This window comes from Agrococcus sp. SGAir0287 (genome assembly GCF_005484985.1).
Classification (GTDB): Bacteria; Actinomycetota; Actinomycetes; order Actinomycetales; family Microbacteriaceae; genus Agrococcus.
Genome location: NZ_CP027942.1, coordinates 1008148 through 1031791, shown reverse-complemented (window position 1 = coordinate 1031791; position 23644 = coordinate 1008148). Strand labels below are relative to the sequence as shown.

Genomic DNA, 23644 nt, shown 5'->3' with positions numbered 1-23644 from the left:
GCCCTCAGTCGCCGAGCTCGCGCGCGAGCAGCTCGACGAGCAGGCGGTGGACGACGCTCGGCGGCGTGGCCTCGATGACGGCGATGAGCTCGGCGCGCTCGGCACCGAGGTCCTCCGCGCCGACCTGCGCGAGGATCGCCCCCGCCGTGGCGGAGTCGATCGGCACGCCCTCGAGCGCGGCGAGGGGCGCGGCGGCCTCGCCCGTCGCGGCCGGCACGCCCCGCACCTCCTCGGCGCATGCGACGAGCGCCTCGCGCAGCGCGTCGAGGTGCTGGTCGAGCGCGGGCGTCACCGTGAGGTGGAGCGTCGAGGGGAGGTCGGGCTGGCCGTGCTGCCGCAGGCCCGGCTGCGCCTGGGCGAGGAAGCCGCGCGCGACGAGCGCGTCGCCGAGCCGGAGGGGGTCGACCGGCGACGCCGAGGCGGCGTCGGTCGCGATCGCGAGCGCGACGCCGACGGGATCGCCCACGACGCGCAGACCCTCGATGCCCTCGACGGTCGAGCGGATGGCGTCGGCGATGCGCCGGCACCGCGCCTGCAGGACGCCGAAGCCCTCGGTGCCGAGCGACTGCAGCACCGCCCACGCCGCGACGAGACCCGCGGCCTGGCGCGAGCCGAGCAGCGTCGACGTCGCGACGGGGTAGCCGGGCCAGTCGGCGTCGGCGAACATCATGCCGCGCTGCCGATCGGCGCCGCGCTGCAGCAGCACGGAGGCGCCCTTCGGCCCGTAGCCGTACTTGTGCAGGTCGGCCGAGATCGACGTGACGCCGGGCACGGCGAGGTCCCACGGCGGCACGTCGTCGAGGAAGGGCAGCACCATGCCGCCGAAGCACGCGTCGACGTGCACGTCGATGCCGCGCTCGGCGCATGCGGCCGCGACCGCCTCGATCGGATCGACGACGCCGTGCGGATAGCTCGGCGCCGACACGACCGCCAGGGCGACGTCGTCGTCGAGCGCCGCGACGAACGCGTCGACGTCGACGACGCCGTCCGGCGTCACCGGCACGACCTCGAGCGTCATGCCCAGCAGATGCGCGGCCTTCTGGAACGCCGGGTGCCGCGTGGTCGGCGCGACGATGCGGCGCCTGCCGGGATGTGCCTCGCGCGCAGCGAGCACCGCCAGGATGATCGACTCCGTGCCGCCCGAGGTGCAGGTCGCGACCACGCCCTCGTCGCCGTGCAGCAGTCGCTTCATCATGGCGCCGAGCTCGCGCTCGACGACGGCGAGGGAGCCGTAGACGAACGGGTCGAGCCCGTTGAGGTGCAGCACCTCGAGCGCGGCCTCCTCGACGAGGTGGTGCAGCTCGGGGACGCCCGGGTCGTAGACGTAGGACAGCACGCGGCCGCCGCGCGTCGGAGCGTCGCGCTCCGCGCGCAGGGATCGCAGGCGCGCGAGCACCTCGTCGGGCTCGATCGCGAAGGTCATGCCTGGGTCTCCTGCCGGGGAGCGACCTCCGCGTCGACGACGGCGCGCGTGAGGCGGTAGCCGCGCAGCGGCACGAGCGACACGAGCACGACGAGCGCGGGGATGACGCTGAAGGCGACGGCGATGCCGACGACGACGCTCTCGGGCTGCTCGGCGCCGCCGCGGCTCGCGACGTAGCCCGTGGCGGCGAGGACGATGGACATGACGAGGCCGCCGAGCGCGAAGCCCGTCGTCTCCATCGCCGTCCAGACGCCGCCGATGACGCCCGAGCGGTCGACGCCCGTGCGCTTGCGGTCGTGGGCCATCGCGTCGGGCAGCATCGCCATCGGCAGGGACTGCATCCCGGCGTAGCCGAGGCCCGCCAGGGCGACGGGCGCGTAGACGAGGGCGTCGGGCACGAGCAGCGCAGGCACGAGCAGCACGCCGCCGACGATGAAGACGATCGAGGCGAGCTGGAACGCGAAGCGCTTCGACGTGCGCGCCGACAGCCACTGCCAGCCCGGCGCCGCGAGGATGGCGGGCGCGATGAGCGCGACGAACAGGAAGGTGATCGCATCCTCGTCCTGGAGGATGTACGTCGCGACGTACTGCCCGCCCGCGAGCATGAGGCCGGTCGCGAGCGCCTGCAGGAAGAACGGCACGACGAGCGCGCGCAGGCTCGGGCCGTGCCGCAGCACGTCCCACGTCTCGCGGTAGATGGCCGCGATCGAGCGGCGCGGCGGCGCGGTCGGCGCGTGACGCGGCGCGCTGCGCACCGCGACGAGGCAGCCGACCGCGAGGAGGGCGGCGCAGATGACGCCCATGAGCAGGTAGCCGACGTGCGCGTCCTCGACGATGCCGCGCAGCGCCGGTCCCCCGCCGCCGAAGGCGAGGATGGCGATGGTCAGCACGATGACGCGCGCCGTGAGCAGTCGTGTGCGCTCGTCGTAGTCGTGCGAGATCGACGCGGGCAGCGCCATGTACGGCACCTGGAAGACGCTGAAGGCGGTCGCCGCGCCGAAGTACGCGATGCCGACCCAGAGCACGGCGACGAGCGGCGGGAGGTCGGCGGGCACCGCGAACATGAGGACGAACAGCACCGGCAGGGCGATGCCGCCCACGAGCATCCACCGCCGACGCGAGCCCGTGCGCGCGTCGTCGTCGTCGGACAGCGCGCCGATGACGGGGTCGGCGACGACGTCCCACACGCGCACGATGCCGATGACCAGCCCGGCCCAGAGCGCAGCGATGCCGAGCGTGTCGGTCATGAAGTAGAGGAGCACGAGCCCGGGGAGCGTGCTGAAGCCACCCGTGCCGAGCGCTCCCGCGGAGTAGCGCACGACCGTGGAGCGAGGGATGCGGTCCTGCGGCATGCTGCAGACTCTACGGCAGAAGGTGAGGCATCGTCACGACGAACCCCCGTGGATGCCCGCTGGACGGTCGCCGGGCGTCGGCGTCACGTCGCCTCGACGTCGAAGGGCGCGCCGTGCGGCAGCGGATCGCGCGCGGCGGCCGCACGACGCGGCCGGCTCGACGACCGGCCGGCCGCCGCCATCGCCGCGACGGTGCTCGCCGTCGAGGCCTGCGTCGTGGCCGTGCGGGCCGCGGTCGGCGCGTCGTCCTGCAGCGCCTCGCGCACGATGCGCCGCGGGTCGTACTGCCTGGGATCGAGCTTGCGCCAGTCGACCTCGTCGAACTCCGGCCCCATCTCCTCGCGCATGCGATCCTTCGCGCCGTTCGCGAGGTCGCGCACGCTGCGCACCAGGCCTGCGAGGCGCTCCGCCGCGGACGGCAGGCGCTCGGGGCCGAGGATGATCGCCGCGATGATGCCGATGACGATGAGCTTGTCGAGGGTGAGCCCGAGGAACGTCACGATCCTCTCCTCTCGACGTGACCTCCAGACTACCGCCGCGCCGTCCCACGCGGCGCGGCGCGGCGGCGGGACCCGGGCGCGCGGCTAGCCTCGGGAGCGGAGGATGCCGTGGAGACTGCCCTGACGTCGAAGTACCTCGACGAGCTCGCGCCCGAGGACGCCGTGATCGCCGCCGCGCGCGACGCGGCCGACGAGCTCGGCATCGTCTCGGTCGAGCCTGCCGTCGGTGCGCTGCTCGCCCTCACCACCGCGACGCTCGGCGCCGGCGCGATCCTCGAGATCGGCACGGGCACGGGCGTGAGCGGCCTCTGGCTGCTGCGCGGGGCGCCCGCGGCGACCCTCACCTCGATCGACACGGAGCTCGACCACCACGCCCAGGCGCGCGCCGCCTTCACGCGCGCCGGCTACGCGCAGGCGAAGGTGCGCCTCATCACGGGCTCGGCGAGCGAGGTGCTGCCGCGCATGAACGAGGCGAGCTACGACGTCGTGCTCGTGGACGCCGACCCCGCGGACCGCATCGAGCACGTCGAGCACGCGCTGCGTCTCGTGCGCGTCGGCGGCACCGTGCTCGTCGCGCACGCGCTGCTCGGCGGCAGGGTCGCCGACCCCGCCCAGCGCGGCGATGCGGTCGCCGACGCACGCGCCCTGCTGAAGGAGCTGAGCGCATCCGACGCCGTCGCCATGGCCGTGAGCCCCGCGGGCGACGGCCTCCTGCATGTCACGCGGCTGCCGGAGCCGTAGGCGCCGACGCGCATCCGACGCACGCATGACGAAGGGCGGGCCCGCGGGCCCGCCCTTCGTCACGTCCGACGCGTCACGCCGAGACGACGACCTCGCTCAGCGCAGCGTGCAGCTCCGCCGCCTCGGCGTCGTTCACGGACACGACGAGGCGACCGCCGCCTTCGAGGGGGACGCGCACGACGATGAGCCGTCCCTCCCTCACTGCCTCCAGCGGACCGTCACCAGTGCGAGGCTTCATCGCAGCCATCAGGGGTTCCCCTCTCGTTCCCAGACGTCCAGTATCCCACGCATCCAGGAATGGACCCTGGGTTCGCAACATGATCGTCATGCAATCGATGGCGGACCGTGACCCGAGACGACCCCGCGGCTGCGCTACGGGATGGTCCAGTCGACCCCCACGACCCACCAGCACGCCCCGAGCCACCAGACCTGCCCTGCGATGCACGCGACGAGCGCGAGCGGACGCCACCATCGGCCCGGCAGCACCGCGACGACGGCGGCAAGGCCGTACGCCGGCAGCAGGATGCGGAACGTCGACGACTGCGGGAACCATACGGCCAGGAGGTAGAGGAGGTAGGCGACGGTCCACGCCCACGCCTCGACGCCCATCGCCTCGCGCGTCGCGCGGCGTGCGAGCACCCACACGAGCCCGCCGACGACGATCGCCAGCAGCCCGAGCCCCATGCCGCCGAGCCACCACTGCGCGCCCGCGACCCAGCCGGTGCCCGGCACGAGCTCCATCGGGCCGACGTAGGGCGCGCGCCAGCCGAGCTCCGTCGCGACGTACGCGCCCGGCTCGCCCGTGCGCACGGCGGCGTAGGCGGGCCACGCGAGCCCCCATGCGAGCGCCCACGCCGCGAGCGCGACGAGGATGCGGAGGTCGCGGCGCGGCCAGGCGTCGCGCTCCCGCCACCACGACCACGCGGCGACGATGCCGAGCGCGAGCGCGAACGCGAGCCCCGACGGGCGCGTGAGCGCCATGAGCGGCACGAGTGCGGCGAGCAGCACCCACCGCCGATGCCGCAGCGCCAGGAGCGCGCCCGCGAGCAGCGCGAGGTGCAGCGACTCCGCGTAGCCGACCTGGAGGAGCGGCGCGACCGGTCCGAGGAGCACGATCGCGAGCGCGAAGGCCGCGTGCTGCGGGATCGTCTCGCGCAGCAGCCGGTAGGCCAGCACCGCGAAGACCGCCGACGCCGCCCACGCGATGACGAGCGCCGCGACCTGCCAGTCGAGCCCGAGGCGCACGAGCGCCCGCACGAGCATCGGGTAGACGGGCATGAAGGCCCACGCGTTGTCGTCGATCGCACCCGAGGGCTCGCGCGGCAGGACGTCGGGATAGCCGCGCGTCGCGACGTGCTCGTACCAGCGCGCGTCCCAGATCGTCGAGAGTTCGACGAGCGACGGTGACGCCGCCGTGTACACGTTCGCGGGCTGCGCGGCGGCGAACGCGGCGAGCAGCGACGTCGACACGACGCGGCTCGCGGCCCAGATGGCGAGCGCGCGCCCCCACCACGGCAGCCGCGCCCACCACCGCATCCGCGTGCGCTCGCGTCAGGCGCCGGTGAGCCAGGCCCGCAGGCCGCGCTCGACGTCGACGATCTGCTGCAGCTCCACGCGCTCGTCGTCGGCGTGCGCCTTGAGGGGGTCGCCGGGGCCGTAGTTGACGGCGGGGATGCCGAGGCTCCAGAAGCGGGCCACGTCGGTCCAGCCGTACTTCGGACGCGGCTCGACGCCGACGGCCTCGACGAACTCGCGCGCGAGGGGTGCGTCGAGCCCGGGGCGCGCGCCCGCGGCGGCATCCTGCACCTCCACGTCGAAGCCCTCGAAGAGCTCCGTGACGTGCTCGATCGCCTCGTCGACGGTCCGCGAGGGCGCGAAGCGGTAGTTCACCTGCACGCGGCACTCGTCGGGGATGACGTTGCCGGCGACGCCGCCGACGATGCCGACGGCGTTGAGGCCCTCGCGGTAGACGAGGCCCTCGACCTCGACGTCGCGCGCGCGGTAGTCCTGCAGCGTCTGCAGCACCTGCGCCGCATCGTGGATGGCGTTGTGGCCCACCCACGAGCGCGCGGAGTGCGCGCGGACGCCGCGCGTGCGCACCTCGACGCGGAGCGTGCCGTTGCAGCCTCCCTCGATGTGGCCGTTCGACGGCTCCCCGAGGATCGCGAAGTCGCCCGCCATGAGATCCGGCCGCTCGGCGGCGAGGCGGCGCAGGCCGTTCTGCTCCTCGCCCACCTCCTCGTGGTCGTACCAGATCCACGTCACGTCCACGATCGGCTCGGCGAGCTGCACCGCGAGCAGCAGCTGCACGGCGACGCCGGCCTTCATGTCCACCGCGCCGCGGCCCCACAGGTACTCGACGCCGCCGAGCGACTCGAGGCGCGAGGGCACGTTGCCGTTGATCGGCACGGTGTCGATGTGGCCGGCGATGACGACGCGGCGGTCGCGACCGAGGTCGGTGCGGGCGACGACCGTGTCGCCCACGCGCGTCACCTGCAGGTGCGTCACGCCCTGCAGCGCCGCCTCGATGGCGTCGGCGAGCGGTCCCTCGTCGTCGGAGACCGAGGGGATGTCGAGCAGCTGCCGTGTGAGGTCCACGGCGGGTGCGGTCAGGTCGAGCGTCGGGGCAGCCATGGCTCCCAGCCTAGGCTGGAGGGCATGACGCGCCTCGCCCACGGACACGCCCTCGCGACGTTCTCCAGGGACCAGCCGCTCGACGCCTGGTTCCCCGCCCCGGCGCTCGGACCGGCGCCAGAGGGCGACGCCCGATGGCTGGCCGCGCGGTCCCTCGACGCGCACGCCGGTCCCGTGCCGGCGCTCGGCGTCGAGCGCCGCGTCGTGACGATCGAGATCGACCTCGACGCCGCGCCCGCCGACGCGCTCGACGTGCACCTGCGCCTCCACCTGCTGAGCCACCGCCTCGTGCAGCCGAACACGATCGCGCTCGACGGCGTCTTCGGCCTGCTGCCGGTCGTCGCGTGGACGACGCACGGCCCCACGACGCCCGAGCACGCGCGTGCGCACCAGCCCGCGCTGCGCGCCGCCGGCATCCAGGTGCAGCTCGTCGACCGCTTCCCCCGCATGACCGACTACGTGCTGCCCGAGGGCGTGCGCATCGGCGATGCGTCGCGCGTGCGCCTCGGCGCGCACCTGGCCCCGGGCACCGTCGTCATGCACGAGGGCTTCGTGAACTACAACGCCGGCACGCTCGGCGCATCGATGGTCGAGGGCCGCATCTCGCAGGGCGTCGTCGTCGGCGACGGCTCGGACGTGGGCGGTGGAGCCTCGATCATGGGCACGCTCTCCGGCGGCGGCACCGAGCGCGTCACCATCGGCGAGCGCGTGCTCCTCGGCGCCAACGCGGGCGTCGGCATCTCGATCGGCGACGACTCGATCGTCGAGGCCGGCCTCTACGTCACCGCCGGCACGAAGGTGACGGTGCTGCCCGGCGGCGAGCAGGTGAAGGCCGAGCGCCTCTCGGGCGTCGCGGGGCTGCTCTTCCGCCGCAACTCCGTGTCCGGCGCCGTCGAGGCGCTGCCGCGCACGGGCGCGGGCGTCGCGCTGAACGCCGCGCTGCACTAGGCGCCGGGCTCCCCCGCGCGGCGTCCCCCCACGGGTGGATGCCCCGCCCAGGGTGCGCCTGGTGGGATGGATGCATGACCGATCCCGTGCTGTCCCTGCGATCCCTGCACAAGCGATTCGGGCAGAAGGTGGCCGTCGAGGCGCTCTCGCTCGACGTGCCCGCCGGCTCGATGCTCGGCCTCCTCGGCCCCAACGGCGCCGGCAAGACGACGACGTTGTCGATGGCGACGGGCCTGCTGCGCCCCGACGGGGGCACGGCGCACGTGCTCGGTGCCGACGTCTGGCAGGACCCGGCGGGTGCGAAGGCCCGCATGGGCGTGCTCCCCGACGGCGTGCGGATGTTCGACCGCCTCACGGGCGCCGAGCTCCTGCGCTACACGGGGCTGCTGCGCGGCATGCGGGAGGCCGACGTCACGGCGCGCGCGGGCGAGCTCCTCTCGGCGCTCGGCCTCGACGAGGCCGCCTCGACGCTCGTCGTCGACTACTCGGCGGGCATGCGGAAGAAGATCGGACTGGCGTGCGCGCTCATCCACGCGCCGCGCCTGCTCGTGCTCGACGAGCCGTTCGAGGCCGTCGATCCCGTGTCGGGCGAGGCGATCCGCTCGATCCTGCGCGGCTTCGTCGGCTCGGGCGGCACCGTCGTGCTCTCGAGCCACGTCATGGAGCTCGTCGAGTCGCTGTGCGATCGCGTCGCGATCGTCGCGCAGGGCCGCATCCTCGCCGACGGCACGCTCGACGAGGTGCGCGCGGGGACGACGCTGCAGCAGCGGTTCCTGCAGCTCGTCGGCGTGCACGAGCTCGGAGAGGAGACGCTGTCGTGGCTGCGCTCCTCCTAGGCCTCCGCCTGCGGCAGCTGGGCCGCTCGCTCACCCGCAGCCCCTGGCACATCGTCGGCCTCGTCTTCGGCGTGCTCGGCGCGCTCTGGCTGCTCTTCCTCGTCGGCGCCGGAGCCGTCGCGCTGCGCGTCGGCGCGCCGGAGGCCGTGCCGTTCGTGCTCGTGCTCGTCACCTCCGTCGCCGTCGTGGGATGGGCGGTGGGCGCGATCCTCACGAGCGCCGACGAGTCGCTCGCGCCCGAGCGCTTCGCGCTGCTGCCCGTCCGCGCCCGGCAGCTCCTGCCCGGGCTCGCGCTCGCCCACCTCCTCGGCATCGGCGGCATCGCGACGGCGCTCGCGCTCGCGCTGCTGCTCATCGCCTGGAGCACGCAGGTCGCGACGCTCGTCGCCGCGATCGTCATGCTGCCGATCGCCCTCGTCACGTGCATGCTCGGCGCGCGCGTCGTCTCCGGCGCGCTCGCGCAGACGCTCGCGTCGCGACGCTCGCGGGACGTGACGGCGATCGTCCTCATGCTGCTGCTCATCTGCTCGGGGCTCATCGTCAGCGTCGCCGTCCAGGCGATCACGTCCTCGCCCTCGGCACTCGGCGTCCTGACCGACGTCGCCACCGTGCTCGCCTGGACGCCCATCGGCGCGACGGCGGGCGTGCCCGCCGCCATCGCCGGCGGCGACTGGATCGCCGCCGGCGTCCGCCTCCTCGTCGCCCTCGCGACCGTCGCGCTGCTGTGGTGGGCATGGGGTGCGCAGCTCGCCGCGCGGCTCGTCGCGCCCGTCGAGGCCTCCGGCGGCGGTCGTGTGCGCTCGGGCGGCATCGTGGACCGGCTGGTGCCGGCGACGCCCGTCGGGGCGATCGCGGCGCGCGGCGTGCGCTTCACGCGGCGCGACCCCCGCCACCTGCTGAACGCCATCGCGGTGCTCGTGCTGCCGCTCATCCTCGTGGGCTCCCAGCTCATCGGCGGCCAGGCCCTCGATCCGCGACTGGCGCTCTTCCTGCCGCTCGTGATGGCGCTCATGGTGCTGCAGATCACGCAGCTCTCGCTCGCCTACGACAAGGATGCGCTCGCGCTGCACGTGCTCGCCGGCGTCTCGGGGCGCGCCGACCGTGCAGGTCGCCTGCTCGGCGCCGGCGTCGTGCTCGGACCCATGGTCGTCGCCGCGCCCGTCGTGGTCGCCGGGATCACCGGCGGCTGGGACCTGCTGCCCGCCGGCCTCGGCGCCGCCGTCGGCACGTCGCTCGTCGCCGCGGGCGTCGGCATCGCCGTCGGCGCCTTCCTGCCGGGCCGCGCGCCCAGCCCGGAGCGGCCGTTCGGCCGCGGCTCGTCCGGCGGCGCGCAGTCGCTCGCCGCCCTCGCGATCATGGCGCCCATCACGCTCGTCGCCTCCGCCCCCGCCATCGCGCTCGCGATCGCGAGCGTCGTGTGGCAGCCGTGGCTCGGCTGGGTCGCCGTCGCCGTCGGGCTCGCCGTCGGCGCCGTCGCGATCGGCCTGGGCATCCGCATCGGCGGCGACCGCCTCGATCGCACGTGGCCCGAGGTGCTCGCCGCGGTGTCGAGCGAGGACTGAGCGCTGCGGCCGGCGGCCCTCAGCCGCCGTCGGCCCAGCGCAGCACGCGCAGCGCGCGCAGCGTGTTCCAGCGGCTCGGCTCGCCGGACGGCGCGTCGAGGTGCAGCTGCACGGCGCCGGGGTCGTCGTACTCCGACAGCCAGCGGCCATCGGGCTGCCGCTTCGAGCGCACGATGGCGATCGCCTCGGCCATGCGCGGCTCCGGATCGAGCCCCGCGAGCCGCAGGTGGTCGAGCGCGCGCAGGACGTCGTACCGCGCGCGCGGCGGGAAGGCGAACGACAGGTACGACGGCGAGACGATCTCGCCCGAGCGCAGCCCGCGCAGCAGCGAGCGCTCGAGCAGGTAGGCCATGCCGCGCTCCCGCATCGCCGCCGTCGACCTGCCGGTGCGCTGCTGGTACTCCAGCAGGCCCTCGAGCACGCTGATCGTGCTCGCGAACGACGACCTCGTCGAGCCCTCGCCCTCGAGTCGGAAGCAGTTCCAGCCGCCGTCGGGCTGCTGATCCTCCTCGCAGTAGGCGACGATCGCCGAGACGTCGGCCCCGAACCGTGCCCCCGCGCGGATGGTGCGGCCGTTGATGCAGGAGTCGACCTCGCCCTGCCAGAACGGCAGGTCGCCGTACTCCCAGCGGCCGTTGCGGGCGATGAGCTCGACCGTCTCCGCCATGACGGGCTCGTCGGCGGGCATCCCGAGGTCGCACAGCGACTCGAGCACCCACGACGTCGACGTCCACGCCTGCGGCTCCCCGAGCTCCCACGACCAGCCTGCCGGCGCCCACGCACCGCCCGCCCAGAGCCCGTCGTCGCCGCGGGCCGCCAGCAGCGCGGCGCCGAAGCCCTCGTGGGCGACGCGGGCGCGCTCGGCGTCGACCTCCTCCTGCGGAGCGTCGAGCAGGTCCTGCATGACCTGCCAGCGGATGCCGGGATCGCCCTCGAGGAGCCAGGTCGTCACGTCGTCCATGCGGCAGAGGCTACGCCCCGCCTCCGACGCCGCGTCTACAGGCCGAGCAGCGCCTCGATGGGTCCGCGGACGAAGAAGACGACGAAGAGGCCTGCGACGACCCACAGCAGCGGGCTGATCGTGCGCGCGCGACCGGAGACCGCGTGCACGAGCACCCACGCGATGAAGCCGACGCCGATGCCGTTCGCGATGTTGTACGTCAGCGGCATGACGACGATCGTGAGGAACGCGGGCAGCGCGACGCGGAAGTCGGTGAAGTCGATGTCGCGGATCTGGCTCATCATGAGCGCGCCGACGATGACGAGCGTCGCCGCCGCCACCTCGAGCGGCACGATCTGCGTGAGCGGCGTGAGGAACATCGCCGCGAGGAAGAGCACGCCCGTCACGACCGACGCGAGGCCCGTGCGCGCCCCCTCGCCGATGCCGGCCGCGGAGTCGATGAAGACCGTGTTCGACGACGCGCTCGCACCACCGCCCGCGATCGCGCCGACGCCCTCGACGACGAGCGCGCGCTTCAGGCCCGGGAACGTGCCGTCGGGCGCCGCGATGCCCGCCTGCTTCGCGAGGCCCGTCATCGACCCCATGGCGTCGAAGAAGTTCAGGAAGAAGAGCGTGAAGACGAGCATCGACGCCGCGACGGGGCCGACGCGCGCGAACGCGCCGAACGGATCCACCTGCCCGACGAGCGAGAGATCGGGCAGCGACACGAGCGCCGAGGGCAGCGCGGGCGCGGCGAGGTTCCAGCCGCCCACGCCCACCTCGAACGCGGGGCCGACGGGCCACAGCGCCTGCGCGCCGATCGCGAGCACCGTCGCCACGACGATGCCGATGAGCAGCGCCCCGCGCACCCGGCGGGCGACGAGGATGCCCATGATCGCGAGCGCGACGAGGAAGACGATCGTCGGCAGCGCCGTGATCGAGCCGCCCTCGCCCAGCTGCAGCGGCGGCGACGCGAGCTCGGTCGTGCGCACGAAGCCCGAGTCGACGAATCCGATGAAGGCGATGAAGAGGCCGACGCCGACGGCGATCGCGCTCTTCAGCTCGGCCGGGATCGCCTCGAAGATGCGGCGGCGCAGACCGGTGACGCTCAGCACGACGATGAGCACGCCGTTGACGACGACGAGGCCCATCGCCTCGGGCCACGTGAGCTCGCCCACGAGCGTGAAGGCGAGGAAGGAGTTGATGCCGAGGCCCGCGGCGAGCCCGAACGGCACGTTCGCGACGAGCCCCATCGCGATCGTCATGAGGCCGCCGACGAGCGCGGTCACGGCTGCGACCTGCCCGTTGGGCAGCCAGCCGCCCTCGACGTCGACCGCCGCCTGGTCGGCGGAGAAGCCGCCGATGATGAGCGGGTTCAGCACGATGATGTACGCCATCGCGAAGAACGTCACGAGGCCGCCCCGGACCTCCTGCGGGATCGTGGAGCCGCGCTCGCGGATCTGGAAGTATCCGTCGAGCCGCGTCGCGATCGCGGTGCGTGCCATGTGTCTCTCCTCGAGCACGGAACCGCTTTCGCTGCGGTGGGATGGATCTAGATGTGGCGCTCGCCGGGGCCGACGTAGAGCTGCTGCGGGCGGCCGATCTTCGTCTGCGAGTCGTCGACCATCTCGCGCCAGTGCGCGATCCAGCCCGGCAGGCGACCGATCGCGAACAGCACCGTGAACATCCGCTCGGGGAAGCCCATCGCCTTGTAGATGACGCCCGTGTAGAAGTCGACGTTCGGGTAGAGCTTGCGCTCGATGAAGTACTCGTCCTCGAGCGCGACCTGCTCGAGCTCCTTCGCGATGTCGAGCAGCGGGTCCGAGACGCCCAGCGCCTCGAGCACCTCGTCGGCCGACGCCTTCACGAGCTTCGCGCGCGGGTCGTAGTTCTTGTACACGCGGTGGCCGAAGCCCATGAGCCGCACGCCCTGCTCCTTGCGCTTCACGCGCTCGACGAAGCGCTGCACGCCCTCGCCCGAGTCGCGGATGGAGCGCAGCATCGTCAGGACGGCCTCGTTCGCGCCGCCGTGCAGCGGGCCCGAGAGCGCGTGGATGCCGGCGGAGACCGACGCGAAGAGGTTCGCCTCGGTCGATCCCACGAGCCGCACCGTCGAGGTCGACGCGTTCTGCTCGTGGTCGGCGTGCAGGATGAGCAGGCGCTCGAGCGCCTTCACCATGACCGGGTTCAGCTCGTACTCCTCGGCCATGAGACCGAAGTTGAGCTTCAGGTAGTTCTCGACGAACGACAGCGAGTTGTCGGGGTAGAGGAACGCCTGGCCGATCGACTTCTTGTGCGCGTACGCCGCGATCACCGGCAGCTTCGCCAGCAGGCGGATCGTCTGCAGCTCGACGCGGCGCGGGTCGTGCGGGTCGTGGTCGGCGGCGTAGTACGTCGACAGGGCCGAGACGGCCGACGACAGCGCGCTCATCGGGTGCGCGTCGCGCGGCAGCGAGTCGAAGAAGCGGCGCAGGTCCTCGTGCAGCAGCGTGTGCCGGCGGATGCGCGTGTCGAACTCGCCGAGCTCGTCGGCGGTCGGCAGCTCGCCGTAGATCAGGAGGTACGCGACGTCGAGGAAGGACTTCTGCTCCGCGAGCTCCTCGATGGGATAGCCGCGGTAGCGCAGGATCCCTGCATCACCGTCGATGTACGTGATCGCACTCCGCGTCGCCGCCGTGTTGACGAAGCCGTAGTCGAGGGTGGTGTGGCCGGTCTCGCGCATCAGCTTCGACACGTCGATGCTCGATCGCCCCTCGGTGGCGGGCAGGATCGGCAGCTCGACAGTGCGACCATCGACCGAAAGGGTCGCCGTCTTGGGCGTCTCGTCAGCGTGGGTCACCATCACACCCTATGGCGTACGCAGTCAGCGTCGAAAACCGGCCAGGCGCCGGGCGGCCTCGGCGATGCGCTCGTCGCTCGCGGTGAGCGCGACGCGTACGTGGCCGGCATCGCCGTAGAAGTCGCCGGGCGCGACGAGGATGCCGTGGGCGGCGAGCGCGTCGACCTGCGTGCGCGCGTCGCGGCCGTCCGTCGACCACAGGTAGAGGCCGGCCTCCCCGCGCACCGCGAAGCCGGCCGCCTCGAGCGCGGGACGCAGCGCGTCGCGACGCGCGCGGTAGCGCTCGCGCTGCTCCGCCACGTGCGCGTCGTCGGCGAGCCCCACCGTCATGGCGTGCTGCACCGGCATGGGCGGGATGAGGCCGACGTGCTTGCGCACCTCGAGCACCCTGCCGACGATGCGGGCGCATCCGGCGACGAACGCCGCGCGATAGCCGGCGATCGACGACTGCTTCGACATCGAATGCACGACGAGCAGGCCCTCGCGCGTGCTCCCGGCGATGCGCGGATCGAGGATCGAGGGCACCTCGTCGACGTCCCAGGGCAGCAGCGCGTAGCACTCGTCGCTCGCGACGACCGCGCCGATCGCCCGCGCGCGCTCCACGACGCGGCGCAGCGCCTCGACGCCTGCGACGTCGCCCGTGGGGTTCGACGGCGAGTTCACCCAGACGAGGCGCGTGCCCTCGGGCCAGTCGTCGGGGTCGTCGGCCGGCACGGGCGTCGCGCCCGCGACGCGCGCGCCGATGTCGTACGTCGGGTACGCCACGGTGGGGTGCACGACGACGTCGCCGGGCCCGAGGCCGAGCCACAGCGGCAGACCCGCCACGGTCTCCTTCGACCCGACGGTCGGCATGACGTTCGCGTGACCGAGCCCCGGCACGCCGCGCACGCGTGCGAACCAGTCGACGATCGCGTCGCGCAGCGCGGGCGTGCCCCAGCACGTCGGGTAGGTCGGCGCGTCGGACGCCGCGGCGAGCGCGTCCTGGATGACGTGCGGCGTGGGGTCGACGGGCGAGCCGACCGACAGGTCGACGATGCCATCCGGGTGCGCGGCCGCGACGGCCTTCGCCTCGGCGAGGGAGTCCCAGGGGAACGCGGGCAGCTGATCCATGCGATCGTGCGGCGCTCAGGCCTGCGGCGGCAGCGCCTTGACGATCGCGTGATCGTCGGCGATGACGCCGACCTTCGCGGCGCCGCCGGGCGATCCGTGCGTCTCGAAGAACTGCACGTTGACGTCGTAGTACTCGGCCCACTCCTCGGGCACGTCGTCCTCGTAGTAGATCGCCTCGACCGGGCACACGGGCTCGCACGCGCCGCAGTCGACGCACTCGTCGGGGTGGATGTACAGCATCCGCTCGCCCTCGTAGATGCAGTCGACGGGGCATTCGTCGACGCACGCGCGGTCCTTCACGTCGACGCATGGGAGCGCGATCACGTAGGTCACGAGGGGGTCCTTTCGACCGACTCAGCCTATCGTCGCCGTCGCGGGCCGCTCGACCAGCCGCGGCAGCGTCGTGTCGCGCCCGGGCGGCGTCCGTGCGTCGCGGTCGTCAGCCGCGCGCCGCGTCGCGGATGCGCGCGATGCCCTCGGGCGACGGCCATGCGACGGCGACGAGCGCCGCGACGCCGGGCACGAGCACCCAGAGCCAGCCGAGCAGGTCCGCCGCGAGGAGGCCGGCGCTGCCCGCCGTGCGGAAGGGGTCGAGCGCGACGAGCGCGATGGGGGCGAGGACGCCGACCGCCGCCGCGATCGTCGCGGGCCGCGAGCCGAGCAGGCGCGGGCCGACGACGATGCCGAGCGCCGCGACGAGCGCGAGCACGAGGCCCCACGGCTCGACGGCGCGGTACGCGAAGGTGCCGACGGTGCCGATGACGAGCGCGACGAGCCCGACGACGACCGTCGTGCCCCAGCCGATCGGCGACGGCGCGCGCACGAGGCGGTAGTGCTCGACGTCGGCGATCGGCTCGCGCTGGCCGCCGACGTGCACGACGTCGCGGCCGTCGACGGCGAGCTGGCTCGCGTGCGCCGCGAGCGCGTCGTGGACGCGGTCGGCGACGGGTGCGAGGGGCACTGCGACGTCGGCGGGCTCCGAGCTGCGGACGTAGACCGGGATGCGCAGGTCGCGCGCGACCGCGACGACGGCGAGGTGCACGGCGCGGTGGTCGGGATGGCCGTAGCCGCCGTCCTCGTCGTACGTCACGATCGCGTCGGGGCGGAGGCGCTGCACCGCGTCGAGCACGAGCAGCTCGACGTCGGTCGGCGGCTGCGACGTCAGCGCCGCCGTCGACACGTCGGCGCTCGGTGCCGCCCGACCGCCGACCCACGCCATGCCCGAGTCCTCGAAGCGCGCATCCGGCTCGACGCGGGTCGCCCCGAGCGCGACGATCGCGCGGTCGAGCTCGAGGCTGCGCAGCGCAGGCAGGCTCCCGGCGGCGTCGAGGGCGTCGCGCGCCTCGGGGCGCGCCTCGCCGCGCTCGCCCATCGTGAGGGTGAGGACGGAGGCGACGCCGGTCTGCGCGACCGTCGCGATGGCCGCACCGGTCGAGAGCGTCTCGTCGTCGGGATGCGCGTGCACGAACAGCACGTGCTCCCCGAGGTCCATCCCACCATCCTCGCATCCATCGCGGGTCGCGCCCGCCGGATGCCGTGCGCGGCGATCCGCTACCAGCGCGCGGGCACCGTGGGGCGCACGCGGTGCGCGACGAGCGGCAGCGAGCGCGAGACGGCGGCGTCGATGCGGTCGAGCAGCGCCGGCGATGCGACCCGTCCGTCGGCGAAGTCGCCCGCGGAGCCGTACACGCCCGTCGGCAGCGTGAGCGCCTGGAAGAAGCCGAACAGCGGCCGCAGCTGGTGCTCGATCGTGAGCGTGTGCCGCTCGCTGCCGCCCGTGGCCGTGAGCAGCACGGGCGTGTCGACGAGCGCGCGCTGCTCGACGAAGTCGAAGAAGTGCTTGAAGAGGCCCGTGAACGACGCGCGATAGATGGGGGTGCCGACGACGAGCACGTCGGCGGCCTCGACCGCCGCGAGCGCATCCTCGACCTCGGGCGACAGCCCCTCGCGCGACACGGCGCCCGCGAAGCCGCTCGCGATGCTCGCGAGGTCGATGCGCCGCGGCTCGATCGTCGCGCGCTCGCCGATGGCCGCGAGCACGGCGTCGAGCAGCACGCCCGTCTTCGACGGCGACTGCAGGCTGCCGTTCACGCCGACGACGCGCAGCGGGGGCTCGAAGGTGTCGCTCATGCACGGCAGGCTAGGTCGACGAGCGCCTCGGCGGTGCGCGCATTGCGTCGCATGACGACGCGTTGCGTCCCGAGTCGCTCGCGTCTTGCGCAGGCGGCGGACGCGCAGCTTGCATGCCCGCATGACCAGGCAGATCCGCTTCAACGCGTTCGACATGAACTGCGTCGCCCACCAGTCCTCCGGCCTGTGGCGCCACCCGGACGACCGCTCGCGGCACTACACCACCATCGAGTACTGGACGTCGCTCGCGCGCCTGCTCGAGTCGGGCACGTTCGACGGCATCTTCATCGCCGACGTGCTCGGCACCTACGACGTGTACGGCGGCACGAACGAGGCCGCGATCCGCAACGGCGCCCAGGTGCCGGTGAACGATCCGATCCTGCTCGTGTCGGCGATGGCGGCCGTCACCGAGCACCTCGGCTTCGGGATCACCGCCGGCACGGCGTTCGAGCATCCCTATCCCTTCGCGCGTCGGCTCACGACGCTCGACCACCTCACGAACGGCCGCATCGGCTGGAACGTCGTGACCGGCTACCTGCCGTCCGCCGCGCGCAACATGGGGCAGGAGGATCAGCTCGCGCACGACGACCGCTACGACCACGCCGACGAGTACCTCGAGGTGCTCTACAAGCTGTGGGAGGGGTCGTGGGAGGACGACGCCGTCGTCGAGGATCGCGAGCGCGGCATCTTCACCGACCCCGCGAAGGTGCACCCGATCCGCCACGAGGGTCGGCACTTCCGCGTGCCGGGCATCCACATCTCGGAGCCGTCGCCGCAGCGGACGCCGGTGATCTACCAGGCGGGCGCCTCGCCGCGCGGGATCCGCTTCGCGGCCGGCAACGCGGAGGCGATCTTCGTCGCCGCGCGCTCGAAGGAGGTGCTCGCCGCGACCGTGCAGCGCATCCGCGACGCGTTGGAGGCCGAGGGGCGCGACCGATGCTCGGCGAGGATCTACACGCTGCTGACCGTCATCACAGCGGCGACGCACGAGGAGGCGGTCGCGAAGGAGGCCGACTACCGCTCGTACGCGTCGGAGGAGGGTGCGCTGACCTTCCTGTCGGGCTGGATGGGCGTCGACCTCGCCGCGTACGACCCCGACCAGCCGGTCGGCGACGTCGAGTCGAACGCGATCCAGTCGACGGTGCAGCACCTGCAGCAGGAGGCGGCGCTCGGCCGCGAGTGGACCGTCGGCGACCTCGGTCGGCACGCCGCGATCGGCGGCCTCGGTCCGACGATCGTCGGCTCGGGCGAGGAGATCGCCGACGAGCTGCAGTCGTGGGTGGAGGAGACGGACGTCGACGGCTTCAACCTCGCATACGCCGTGACCCCCGGCACGTGGGAGGACGTCATCGAGCACGTCATCCCCGTGCTCCGCGAGCGCGGTGCCTATCCGTCCTCCTACGCGCCCGGCACACTCCGCGAGAAGCTGCACGGCGCCGGCCCCCGCGTCCCCGAGTCGCACCGAGCGGCGCGCTATCGCCTCGCTCCCGCGGCCACCGCCTCCTCCCCCACCTGATTGGTCACTTCTGCCGCCCGATTGGGCAGTAGTGGTTCGCGACACGCCGCGCAGCGAACCACTACTGCCCAATCGACCGACTCCGCGCGGCGCGGATGAGCGGGAGGATGCGCTGGCCGCCGTCGACGATGTCCGCATGCGAGATGCGGATGATCCGCCACCCGAGCGCATCGAGCGCGGCAGAGCGACGGATGTCGTAGCCGAACTGCTCCGCGTCGAGCCGGTGGTAGGCGCCGTCGTACTCCATGCCCACGAGCAGCTGCGGATACGCGAGGTCGAGGGTTGCGATGACGCGTGCCCGTCCATCGCGCACCTGATGCTGCAGCACGGGCTCCGGCAGTCCGGCGCGTCGCAGCAGCAGTCGCGTGCGCGTCTCGCCGGGAGAGTCGGAGCCCACGCGCACCAGCGGGATGGCCTTGTGCACCCGGGCGATCCCGCGCGCACCCGTGAAGTGCCGGGCGTGCTCGCGTAGATCGGTCGGCGTGAGCCGGCGCTCGCGTCGACGGCTCACGATCCAGTCGCCGACCTCGACGAGCTCGTCGAGCGTCAAGGACGAGGTGCCGAGATGCACGAAGGCGTCGGGGATGCTCTCGACGCGGTGACCGGCGACCTCGACGACGGTCGCCTTGATGCGGTGCCCGACGACCCCGTCCCGGCGCATGCGGCTCGTGAACGACGGCGATGCGAGGTGGATCGGCTCGTCGTCGAGCCGTGCCGGCAGCGGCATCCCGTGGATGCGGGCGGCCGTCACATGCGAGAAGAACTGGTCGTCGCGCGCAAGCTCCTCGAGGGAGCCGAGGAAGGCTGCGCGGGGGTCGACGGCGTGCTGCGCGACGCCGACGCGGGCCCCGCGCGTGGGCGCGACGAGATCGGGTGAGCGCAGATCGCCTCGCGTGCGACCGGCAGCCAGTGCTCGTGCGACGGTGAACGGCTCCGAGGTGTGATCGAGGTCCATGCGCGGATCCTGTCCCCGACCGCCCCGCCCTCTCTCCCGCATCCTCGCGGCTGTGGAGAGCTCTTGCCTGTGCATCCGCGACTCCCGCATCACCGCCGGAGACGCCGATTGGGCAGTAATGGTTCGCAGCACGGCGTGTCGCGAACCACTACTGCCCAATCACGAAGCAGAAGTGACCAATCGGGTCAGGACTGGGACTGCTTCTTCAGACGGGAGGCGGCGCGGGCGCGCAGCGTCGCATCGAGCTCGACCTTGCGGATCCGCACCGCCGACGGCGTCACCTCGACGCACTCGTCGTCGCGCGCGAACTCCAGCGACTCCTCGAGGGAGAGCTGCCGCGGCGGCGTCAGGCGCTCGAGCTCCTCTCCGGTCGACGACCGGATGTTGTTGAGCTTCTTCTCCTTGGTGATGTTCACGTCCATGTCGTCGCCGCGCGAGTTCTCGCCGACGACCATGCCCTCGTAGACGTCGTCGCCCGGCTTGATGAAGAACTCGCCGCGATCCTGCAGGGCCATGATGGCGTTCGACGTCGCGACGCCCGAGCGGTCGGCGACGAGCGAGCCCGACTGACGCGTGACGATCTGGCCGGCCCAGCGCTCGTAGCCCGCCGCGATCGCGTTCGCGATGCCCGTGCCGCGCGTGACCGTGAGGAACTCGGTGCGGAAGCCGATGAGGCCGCGGCTCGGCACCGTGAACTCGATGCGGATCCAGCCGGTGCCGTGGTTCGACATCGTCTCCATGCGGCCCTTGCGGCCGGCGAGCAGCTGCGTGATCGCGCCGAGGTACTCCTCAGGCGCGTCGATCGTGAGGTGCTCGAACGGCTCGTGCAGCGCGCCGTCGATGTGCTTCGTGACGACCTGCGGCTTGCCGACGGTGAGCTCGAAGCCCTCGCGGCGCATCTGCTCGACGAGGATGGCGAGGGCGAGCTCGCCGCGGCCCTGCACCTCCCATGCGTCGGGCTGGCCGATGTCGAGCACGCGCAGCGACACGTTGCCGATGAGCTCGCGGTCGAGGCGGTCCTTGACCATGCGCGCCGTGAGCTTCGAGCCCTTCACCTTGCCGACGAGCGGGGACGTGTTCGTGCCGATCGTCATCGAGATCGCGGGGTCGTCGACCGTGATGGGCGGCAGGGGGCGCACGTCCTCGGGGTCGGCGAGCGTCTCGCCGATCGTGATGTCCGAGAAGCCCGCGACCGCGACGATGTCGCCTGCGGACGCGGACTCGGCGGGCACGCGCTCGAGCGCCTGCGTCGCGAGCAGCTCGGTGACGCGCGCCGAGTGCACCGACCCGTCATGGCGCACCCACGCGACCGTCTGGCCCTTGCGCAGCGTGCCGTTGAAGATGCGCAGCAGCGCGAGACGACCGAGGAACGGCGACGCGTCGAGGTTCGTCACGTGCGCCTGCAGCGGCGCCTCGTCGTCGTACGTCGGCGCGGGGATGTGCTCGAGGATCGCCGCGAACAGCGGCTCGAGGTCCTCGTTCGCCGGCAGCTCGCCGTCGGCGGGCTTCGTCTGGTCGGCGCGGCCGGCCTTGCCCGAGGCGTAGACGACCGGCACGTCGAGCACGGCGTCGAGGTCGAGGTCGGCGCGGTCCTCCGCGAGGTCCGACGCGAGGCCGAGCAGGAGGTCCTGGCTGTCGGAGACGACCTCGTCGATGCGCGCGTCGGACCGGTCGGTCTTGTTCACGAGCAGGATGACGGGCAGCGACGCCTCGAGCGCCTTGCGCAGCACGAAGCGCGTCTGCGGCAGCGGCCCCTCGGAGGCGTCGACGAGCAGCACGACGCCGTCGACCATCGACAGGCCGCGCTCGACCTCGCCGCCGAAGTCGGCGTGGCCGGGCGTGTCGATGACGTTGATCGTCACGGCCTCGGCGCCGGAGGGCACGTGCGCACCCGCGTAGCGGATGGCCGTGTTCTTCGCGAGGATCGTGATGCCCTTCTCGCGCTCCAGCTCGTTGGAGTCCATGACGCGGTCGTCGACCGTGCCGTGCGCGGCGAAGGAGTTGGTCTGCCGCAGCATGGCGTCGACGAGGGTCGTCTTGCCGTGGTCGACGTGCGCCACGATGGCGACGTTGCGGATGTCGGGACGCGTGGCAGTGGCCATGCTCAGCCTCTCGGGCTCGGGATGCGGCTGGCAGGGCGCCGCGCACGACGAGATCGCGGGCGCGGCACCGTCGCGCTGCAGCTGCGTTGGACGGATGTCGGGATCGCGGCACGAACGCGCGCATCCCTGCCTCGATGCTACCGCGTCGAGGCAGGGATGCCGGGCATCAGGTGCGCGGGGTCTCCTCGATGATCGGCGCGACGCCGTCGTCGCCGCCCACGATCTCGCCCTCGTTCGACTCCTCGGCCGTCTGCACGAGCACCTGGTGGCGCAGCGCGCGGCGGGCACGCTGCTGGTCGGGGTCGGGCACGGGGATCGCCGCGATGAGGCGCTGCGTGTACGGCTCCTTCGGCGCGCGCAGGATCGCGTCGCGCGGCCCCTGCTCGACGATCTCGCCGTGGTGCATCACGGCGATGCGGTCGGCCATGATGTCGACGACCGCGAGGTCGTGGCTGATGAAGAGGCATGCGAAGCCGCGCTCGCGCTGCAGCTCCTGCAGCAGCTCGAGCACCGTCGCCTGCACGGACACGTCGAGCGCGCTCGTCGGCTCGTCCGCGACGAGGAGGCGCGGGTCCATCGACAGCGCGCGGGCGATGCCGACGCGCTGCTTCTGGCCGCCCGAGAGCTCGTGCGGGTAGCGGTTGCGGTACGACGCGGGCAGGCGCACGCTCTCGAGCAGCCCGACGACGCGCTCCTCGAGCTCCTTGCCCTTCGCCACCTTCGCCAGCAGCATCGGCTCGCCGATCGACTCGCCGATGGGGAGGCGCGGGTTCAGCGACGACGACGGGTCCTGGAAGACGATGCCGACGGACCTCGTCAGCCGTGCGCGCGTCGCACGGTCCTTCGCGGTGACGTCGATGCCGTCGACCGTGAGGCGGCCGCCCGCGATGGGCTGCAGGCCGATGGCGGCGCGCCCGATCGTCGACTTGCCCGAGCCCGACTCGCCGACGAGGCCGAGCACCTCGCCCTCGGCGATGTGCATCGAGACCTGGTCGACGGCGCGGAAGGTGCCGAGCTTGCCGCGACGGCCGTACTCGACGATCACGTCGTCGACGACGAGCACGTCCTTCGCCGCGTCGGCCTCCGCGGCCTCCTCGCGCTGCGCGCGCTCGGCGATGCGGAGGTTCTCGGCGGCGCGCTCCTCGAGCTCGCGGTCGAGCTCCTCGCCCTCGGCGCTCAGCGCGAGGGCGGCGGTCACGTCGATCGCCTTCCCCTCCCCGCCCTCGCCGAGGCGGGGCACGGCCGCGAGCAGCATCTGCGTGTACGGATGCGCGGGCGCGTCGAAGATCTGGCGCACCTCGCCCTGCTCGACGAGGTCGCCCTTCTCCATGACGACGATGCGGTCGGCGAGGTCGGCGACGACGCCCATGTCGTGGGTGATGAGCAGCACGGCCGAGCCGAGCTCGTCCTTGAGGTTGCGCATGAGGTCGAGGATCTCGGCCTGCACCGTCACGTCGAGCGCCGTCGTGGGCTCGTCGGCGATGAGCAGCTCGGGGTCGAGCGAGAGCGACTGCGCGATCATCGCGCGCTGCCGCTGGCCGCCCGAGAGCTGGTGCGGGTACGACTTGAACGCCTTCATGGGGTCGGGCAGCTCGACCATCTCGAGCAGCTCGAGCGCTCGCGCCTTCGCGGCGCTCGGCAGCATCGAGCGATGCGTGCGCAGCGCCTCCATGATCTGGAAGCCGACGGTGAAGACGGGGTTCAGCGCCGTCATCGGCTCCTGGAAGATGGCCGCGACGCGCTCGCCGCGCAGCGAGCGCATCTGCGCCGGCGTGATGCCGAGCAGCTCCTCGCCGTCGAGCTTGATGCTGCCGCGCACGCGGGCGGTCTTCGGCAGCAGGTCGAGGATCGCCATGGAGCTGACGCTCTTGCCCGAGCCGGACTCGCCGACGACTGCGACGACCTCGCCGCGGTCGATCGAGTACGTCAGGTGCTTGGCGGCGGGGCGCCAGTAGCCCTCGACGGCGAAGTCGACGCTGAGGTCGGTGATCTCGAGGGCTGGAGGTGCGAGGCGGTCGGTCACCGTGTCTTCCTTCCGTCGAGGCCGCGCCTGTGG

21 protein-coding genes are annotated in these 23644 nt (G+C 72.9%); 5 read left to right on the top strand and 16 right to left on the bottom strand.

Annotated elements, in window-relative coordinates:
• Positions 1-4: 4 nt before the first annotated feature.
• The 3 genes from C1N71_RS04865 to C1N71_RS04855 all read right to left on the bottom strand — a co-directional run bounded on the left by C1N71_RS04865 (position 5) and on the right by C1N71_RS04855 (position 3275).
• Positions 5-1423, bottom strand: a complete 1419-nt coding sequence (locus tag C1N71_RS04865; RefSeq protein ID WP_137755386.1) for a pyridoxal phosphate-dependent decarboxylase family protein — start codon at positions 1421-1423, stop codon at positions 5-7.
• Entirely contained in the window at positions 1420-2775 is a 1356-nt protein-coding gene (locus tag C1N71_RS04860; RefSeq protein WP_137755385.1) for an MFS transporter, read from the bottom strand. The genes C1N71_RS04865 and C1N71_RS04860 overlap by 4 nt, the downstream gene beginning before the upstream one ends.
• 83 nt (positions 2776-2858) lie before the next feature.
• On the bottom strand, positions 2859-3275 hold the full coding sequence (locus C1N71_RS04855) for a Sec-independent protein translocase TatB (protein ID WP_254678100.1): 417 nt from the start codon (positions 3273-3275) through the stop codon (positions 2859-2861).
• Positions 3276-3383: 108 nt separating this feature from the next.
• Here C1N71_RS04855 and C1N71_RS04850 point away from each other — a divergent pair, with 108 nt between their 5' ends.
• Positions 3384-4016 (top strand): O-methyltransferase, encoded by a 633-nt coding sequence (locus tag C1N71_RS04850; protein ID WP_137755384.1) that lies wholly within the window; start codon positions 3384-3386, stop codon positions 4014-4016.
• Between the two features lie 73 nt (positions 4017-4089).
• Here C1N71_RS04850 and C1N71_RS04845 read toward each other — a convergent pair whose 3' ends face one another.
• The 3 genes from C1N71_RS04845 to dapE form a co-directional block, all read right to left on the bottom strand.
• Positions 4090-4263 (bottom strand): DUF3117 domain-containing protein, encoded by a 174-nt coding sequence (locus C1N71_RS04845; RefSeq protein WP_092505945.1) that lies wholly within the window; start codon positions 4261-4263, stop codon positions 4090-4092.
• A 125-nt stretch (positions 4264-4388) separates the two neighbouring features.
• The gene (locus C1N71_RS04840; RefSeq protein ID WP_137755383.1) at positions 4389-5552 is read right to left on the bottom strand and encodes a hypothetical protein; all 1164 of its coding nucleotides are present in this window, start codon (positions 5550-5552) and stop codon (positions 4389-4391) included.
• A 15-nt stretch (positions 5553-5567) separates the two neighbouring features.
• A complete protein-coding gene (dapE, locus tag C1N71_RS04835; protein WP_137755382.1) occupies positions 5568-6650 on the bottom strand; it encodes a succinyl-diaminopimelate desuccinylase in 1083 nt (360 codons plus the stop codon).
• Between the two features lie 24 nt (positions 6651-6674).
• Between dapE and C1N71_RS04830 the strand changes: the two genes are divergently transcribed.
• The 3 genes from C1N71_RS04830 (at position 6675) to C1N71_RS04820 (ending at position 9996) form a co-directional block, all read left to right on the top strand.
• Entirely contained in the window at positions 6675-7598 is a 924-nt protein-coding gene (locus C1N71_RS04830; RefSeq protein WP_137755381.1) for a DapH/DapD/GlmU-related protein, read from the top strand.
• 74 nt (positions 7599-7672) lie between these two features.
• The gene (locus tag C1N71_RS04825) at positions 7673-8434 is read left to right on the top strand and encodes an ABC transporter ATP-binding protein (RefSeq protein ID WP_137755380.1); all 762 of its coding nucleotides are present in this window, start codon (positions 7673-7675) and stop codon (positions 8432-8434) included.
• Positions 8416-9996: a hypothetical protein gene (locus C1N71_RS04820; RefSeq protein WP_137755379.1), complete on the top strand. Its 1581-nt coding sequence runs from the start codon at positions 8416-8418 to the stop codon at positions 9994-9996. The genes C1N71_RS04825 and C1N71_RS04820 overlap by 19 nt, the downstream gene beginning before the upstream one ends.
• Before the next feature lie 19 nt (positions 9997-10015).
• Here C1N71_RS04820 and C1N71_RS04815 read toward each other — a convergent pair whose 3' ends face one another.
• From C1N71_RS04815 to msuE, 7 genes are all read right to left on the bottom strand, one after another.
• Positions 10016-10957: a hypothetical protein gene (locus C1N71_RS04815; protein WP_137755378.1), complete on the bottom strand. Its 942-nt coding sequence runs from the start codon at positions 10955-10957 to the stop codon at positions 10016-10018.
• Between the two features lie 35 nt (positions 10958-10992).
• A complete protein-coding gene (locus C1N71_RS04810) occupies positions 10993-12441 on the bottom strand; it encodes an NCS2 family permease (protein WP_137755377.1) in 1449 nt (482 codons plus the stop codon).
• Between the two features lie 47 nt (positions 12442-12488).
• Positions 12489-13775: a citrate synthase gene (locus tag C1N71_RS04805; RefSeq protein ID WP_441297167.1), complete on the bottom strand. Its 1287-nt coding sequence runs from the start codon at positions 13773-13775 to the stop codon at positions 12489-12491.
• Positions 13776-13799: 24 nt separating this feature from the next.
• A complete protein-coding gene (dapC, locus tag C1N71_RS04800; RefSeq protein WP_137755375.1) occupies positions 13800-14885 on the bottom strand; it encodes a succinyldiaminopimelate transaminase in 1086 nt (361 codons plus the stop codon).
• A 15-nt stretch (positions 14886-14900) separates the two neighbouring features.
• A complete protein-coding gene (gene fdxA, locus C1N71_RS04795; protein WP_137755374.1) occupies positions 14901-15218 on the bottom strand; it encodes a ferredoxin in 318 nt (105 codons plus the stop codon).
• A gap of 106 nt (positions 15219-15324) precedes the next feature.
• Entirely contained in the window at positions 15325-16377 is a 1053-nt protein-coding gene (locus C1N71_RS04790) for a PIG-L family deacetylase (RefSeq protein WP_137755373.1), read from the bottom strand.
• A gap of 59 nt (positions 16378-16436) precedes the next feature.
• Positions 16437-17015: an FMN reductase gene (gene msuE, locus C1N71_RS04785; RefSeq protein ID WP_137755372.1), complete on the bottom strand. Its 579-nt coding sequence runs from the start codon at positions 17013-17015 to the stop codon at positions 16437-16439.
• Between the two features lie 121 nt (positions 17016-17136).
• On the opposite strand from msuE, the gene C1N71_RS04780 reads away from it, so the two are divergent.
• The gene (locus C1N71_RS04780) at positions 17137-18531 is read left to right on the top strand and encodes an LLM class flavin-dependent oxidoreductase (protein WP_137755371.1); all 1395 of its coding nucleotides are present in this window, start codon (positions 17137-17139) and stop codon (positions 18529-18531) included.
• A 61-nt stretch (positions 18532-18592) separates the two neighbouring features.
• Here the strand turns inward: C1N71_RS04780 and C1N71_RS04775 are convergent, their stop codons facing one another.
• From C1N71_RS04775 to C1N71_RS04765, 3 genes are all read right to left on the bottom strand, one after another.
• On the bottom strand, positions 18593-19486 hold the full coding sequence (locus tag C1N71_RS04775; protein WP_137755370.1) for an endonuclease domain-containing protein: 894 nt from the start codon (positions 19484-19486) through the stop codon (positions 18593-18595).
• 185 nt (positions 19487-19671) lie between these two features.
• Entirely contained in the window at positions 19672-21588 is a 1917-nt protein-coding gene (gene typA, locus C1N71_RS04770) for a translational GTPase TypA (RefSeq protein WP_137755369.1), read from the bottom strand.
• A 166-nt stretch (positions 21589-21754) separates the two neighbouring features.
• Positions 21755-23611 (bottom strand): ABC transporter ATP-binding protein, encoded by a 1857-nt coding sequence (locus tag C1N71_RS04765; RefSeq protein WP_254678099.1) that lies wholly within the window; start codon positions 23609-23611, stop codon positions 21755-21757.
• Positions 23612-23644: the final 33 nt, after the last annotated feature.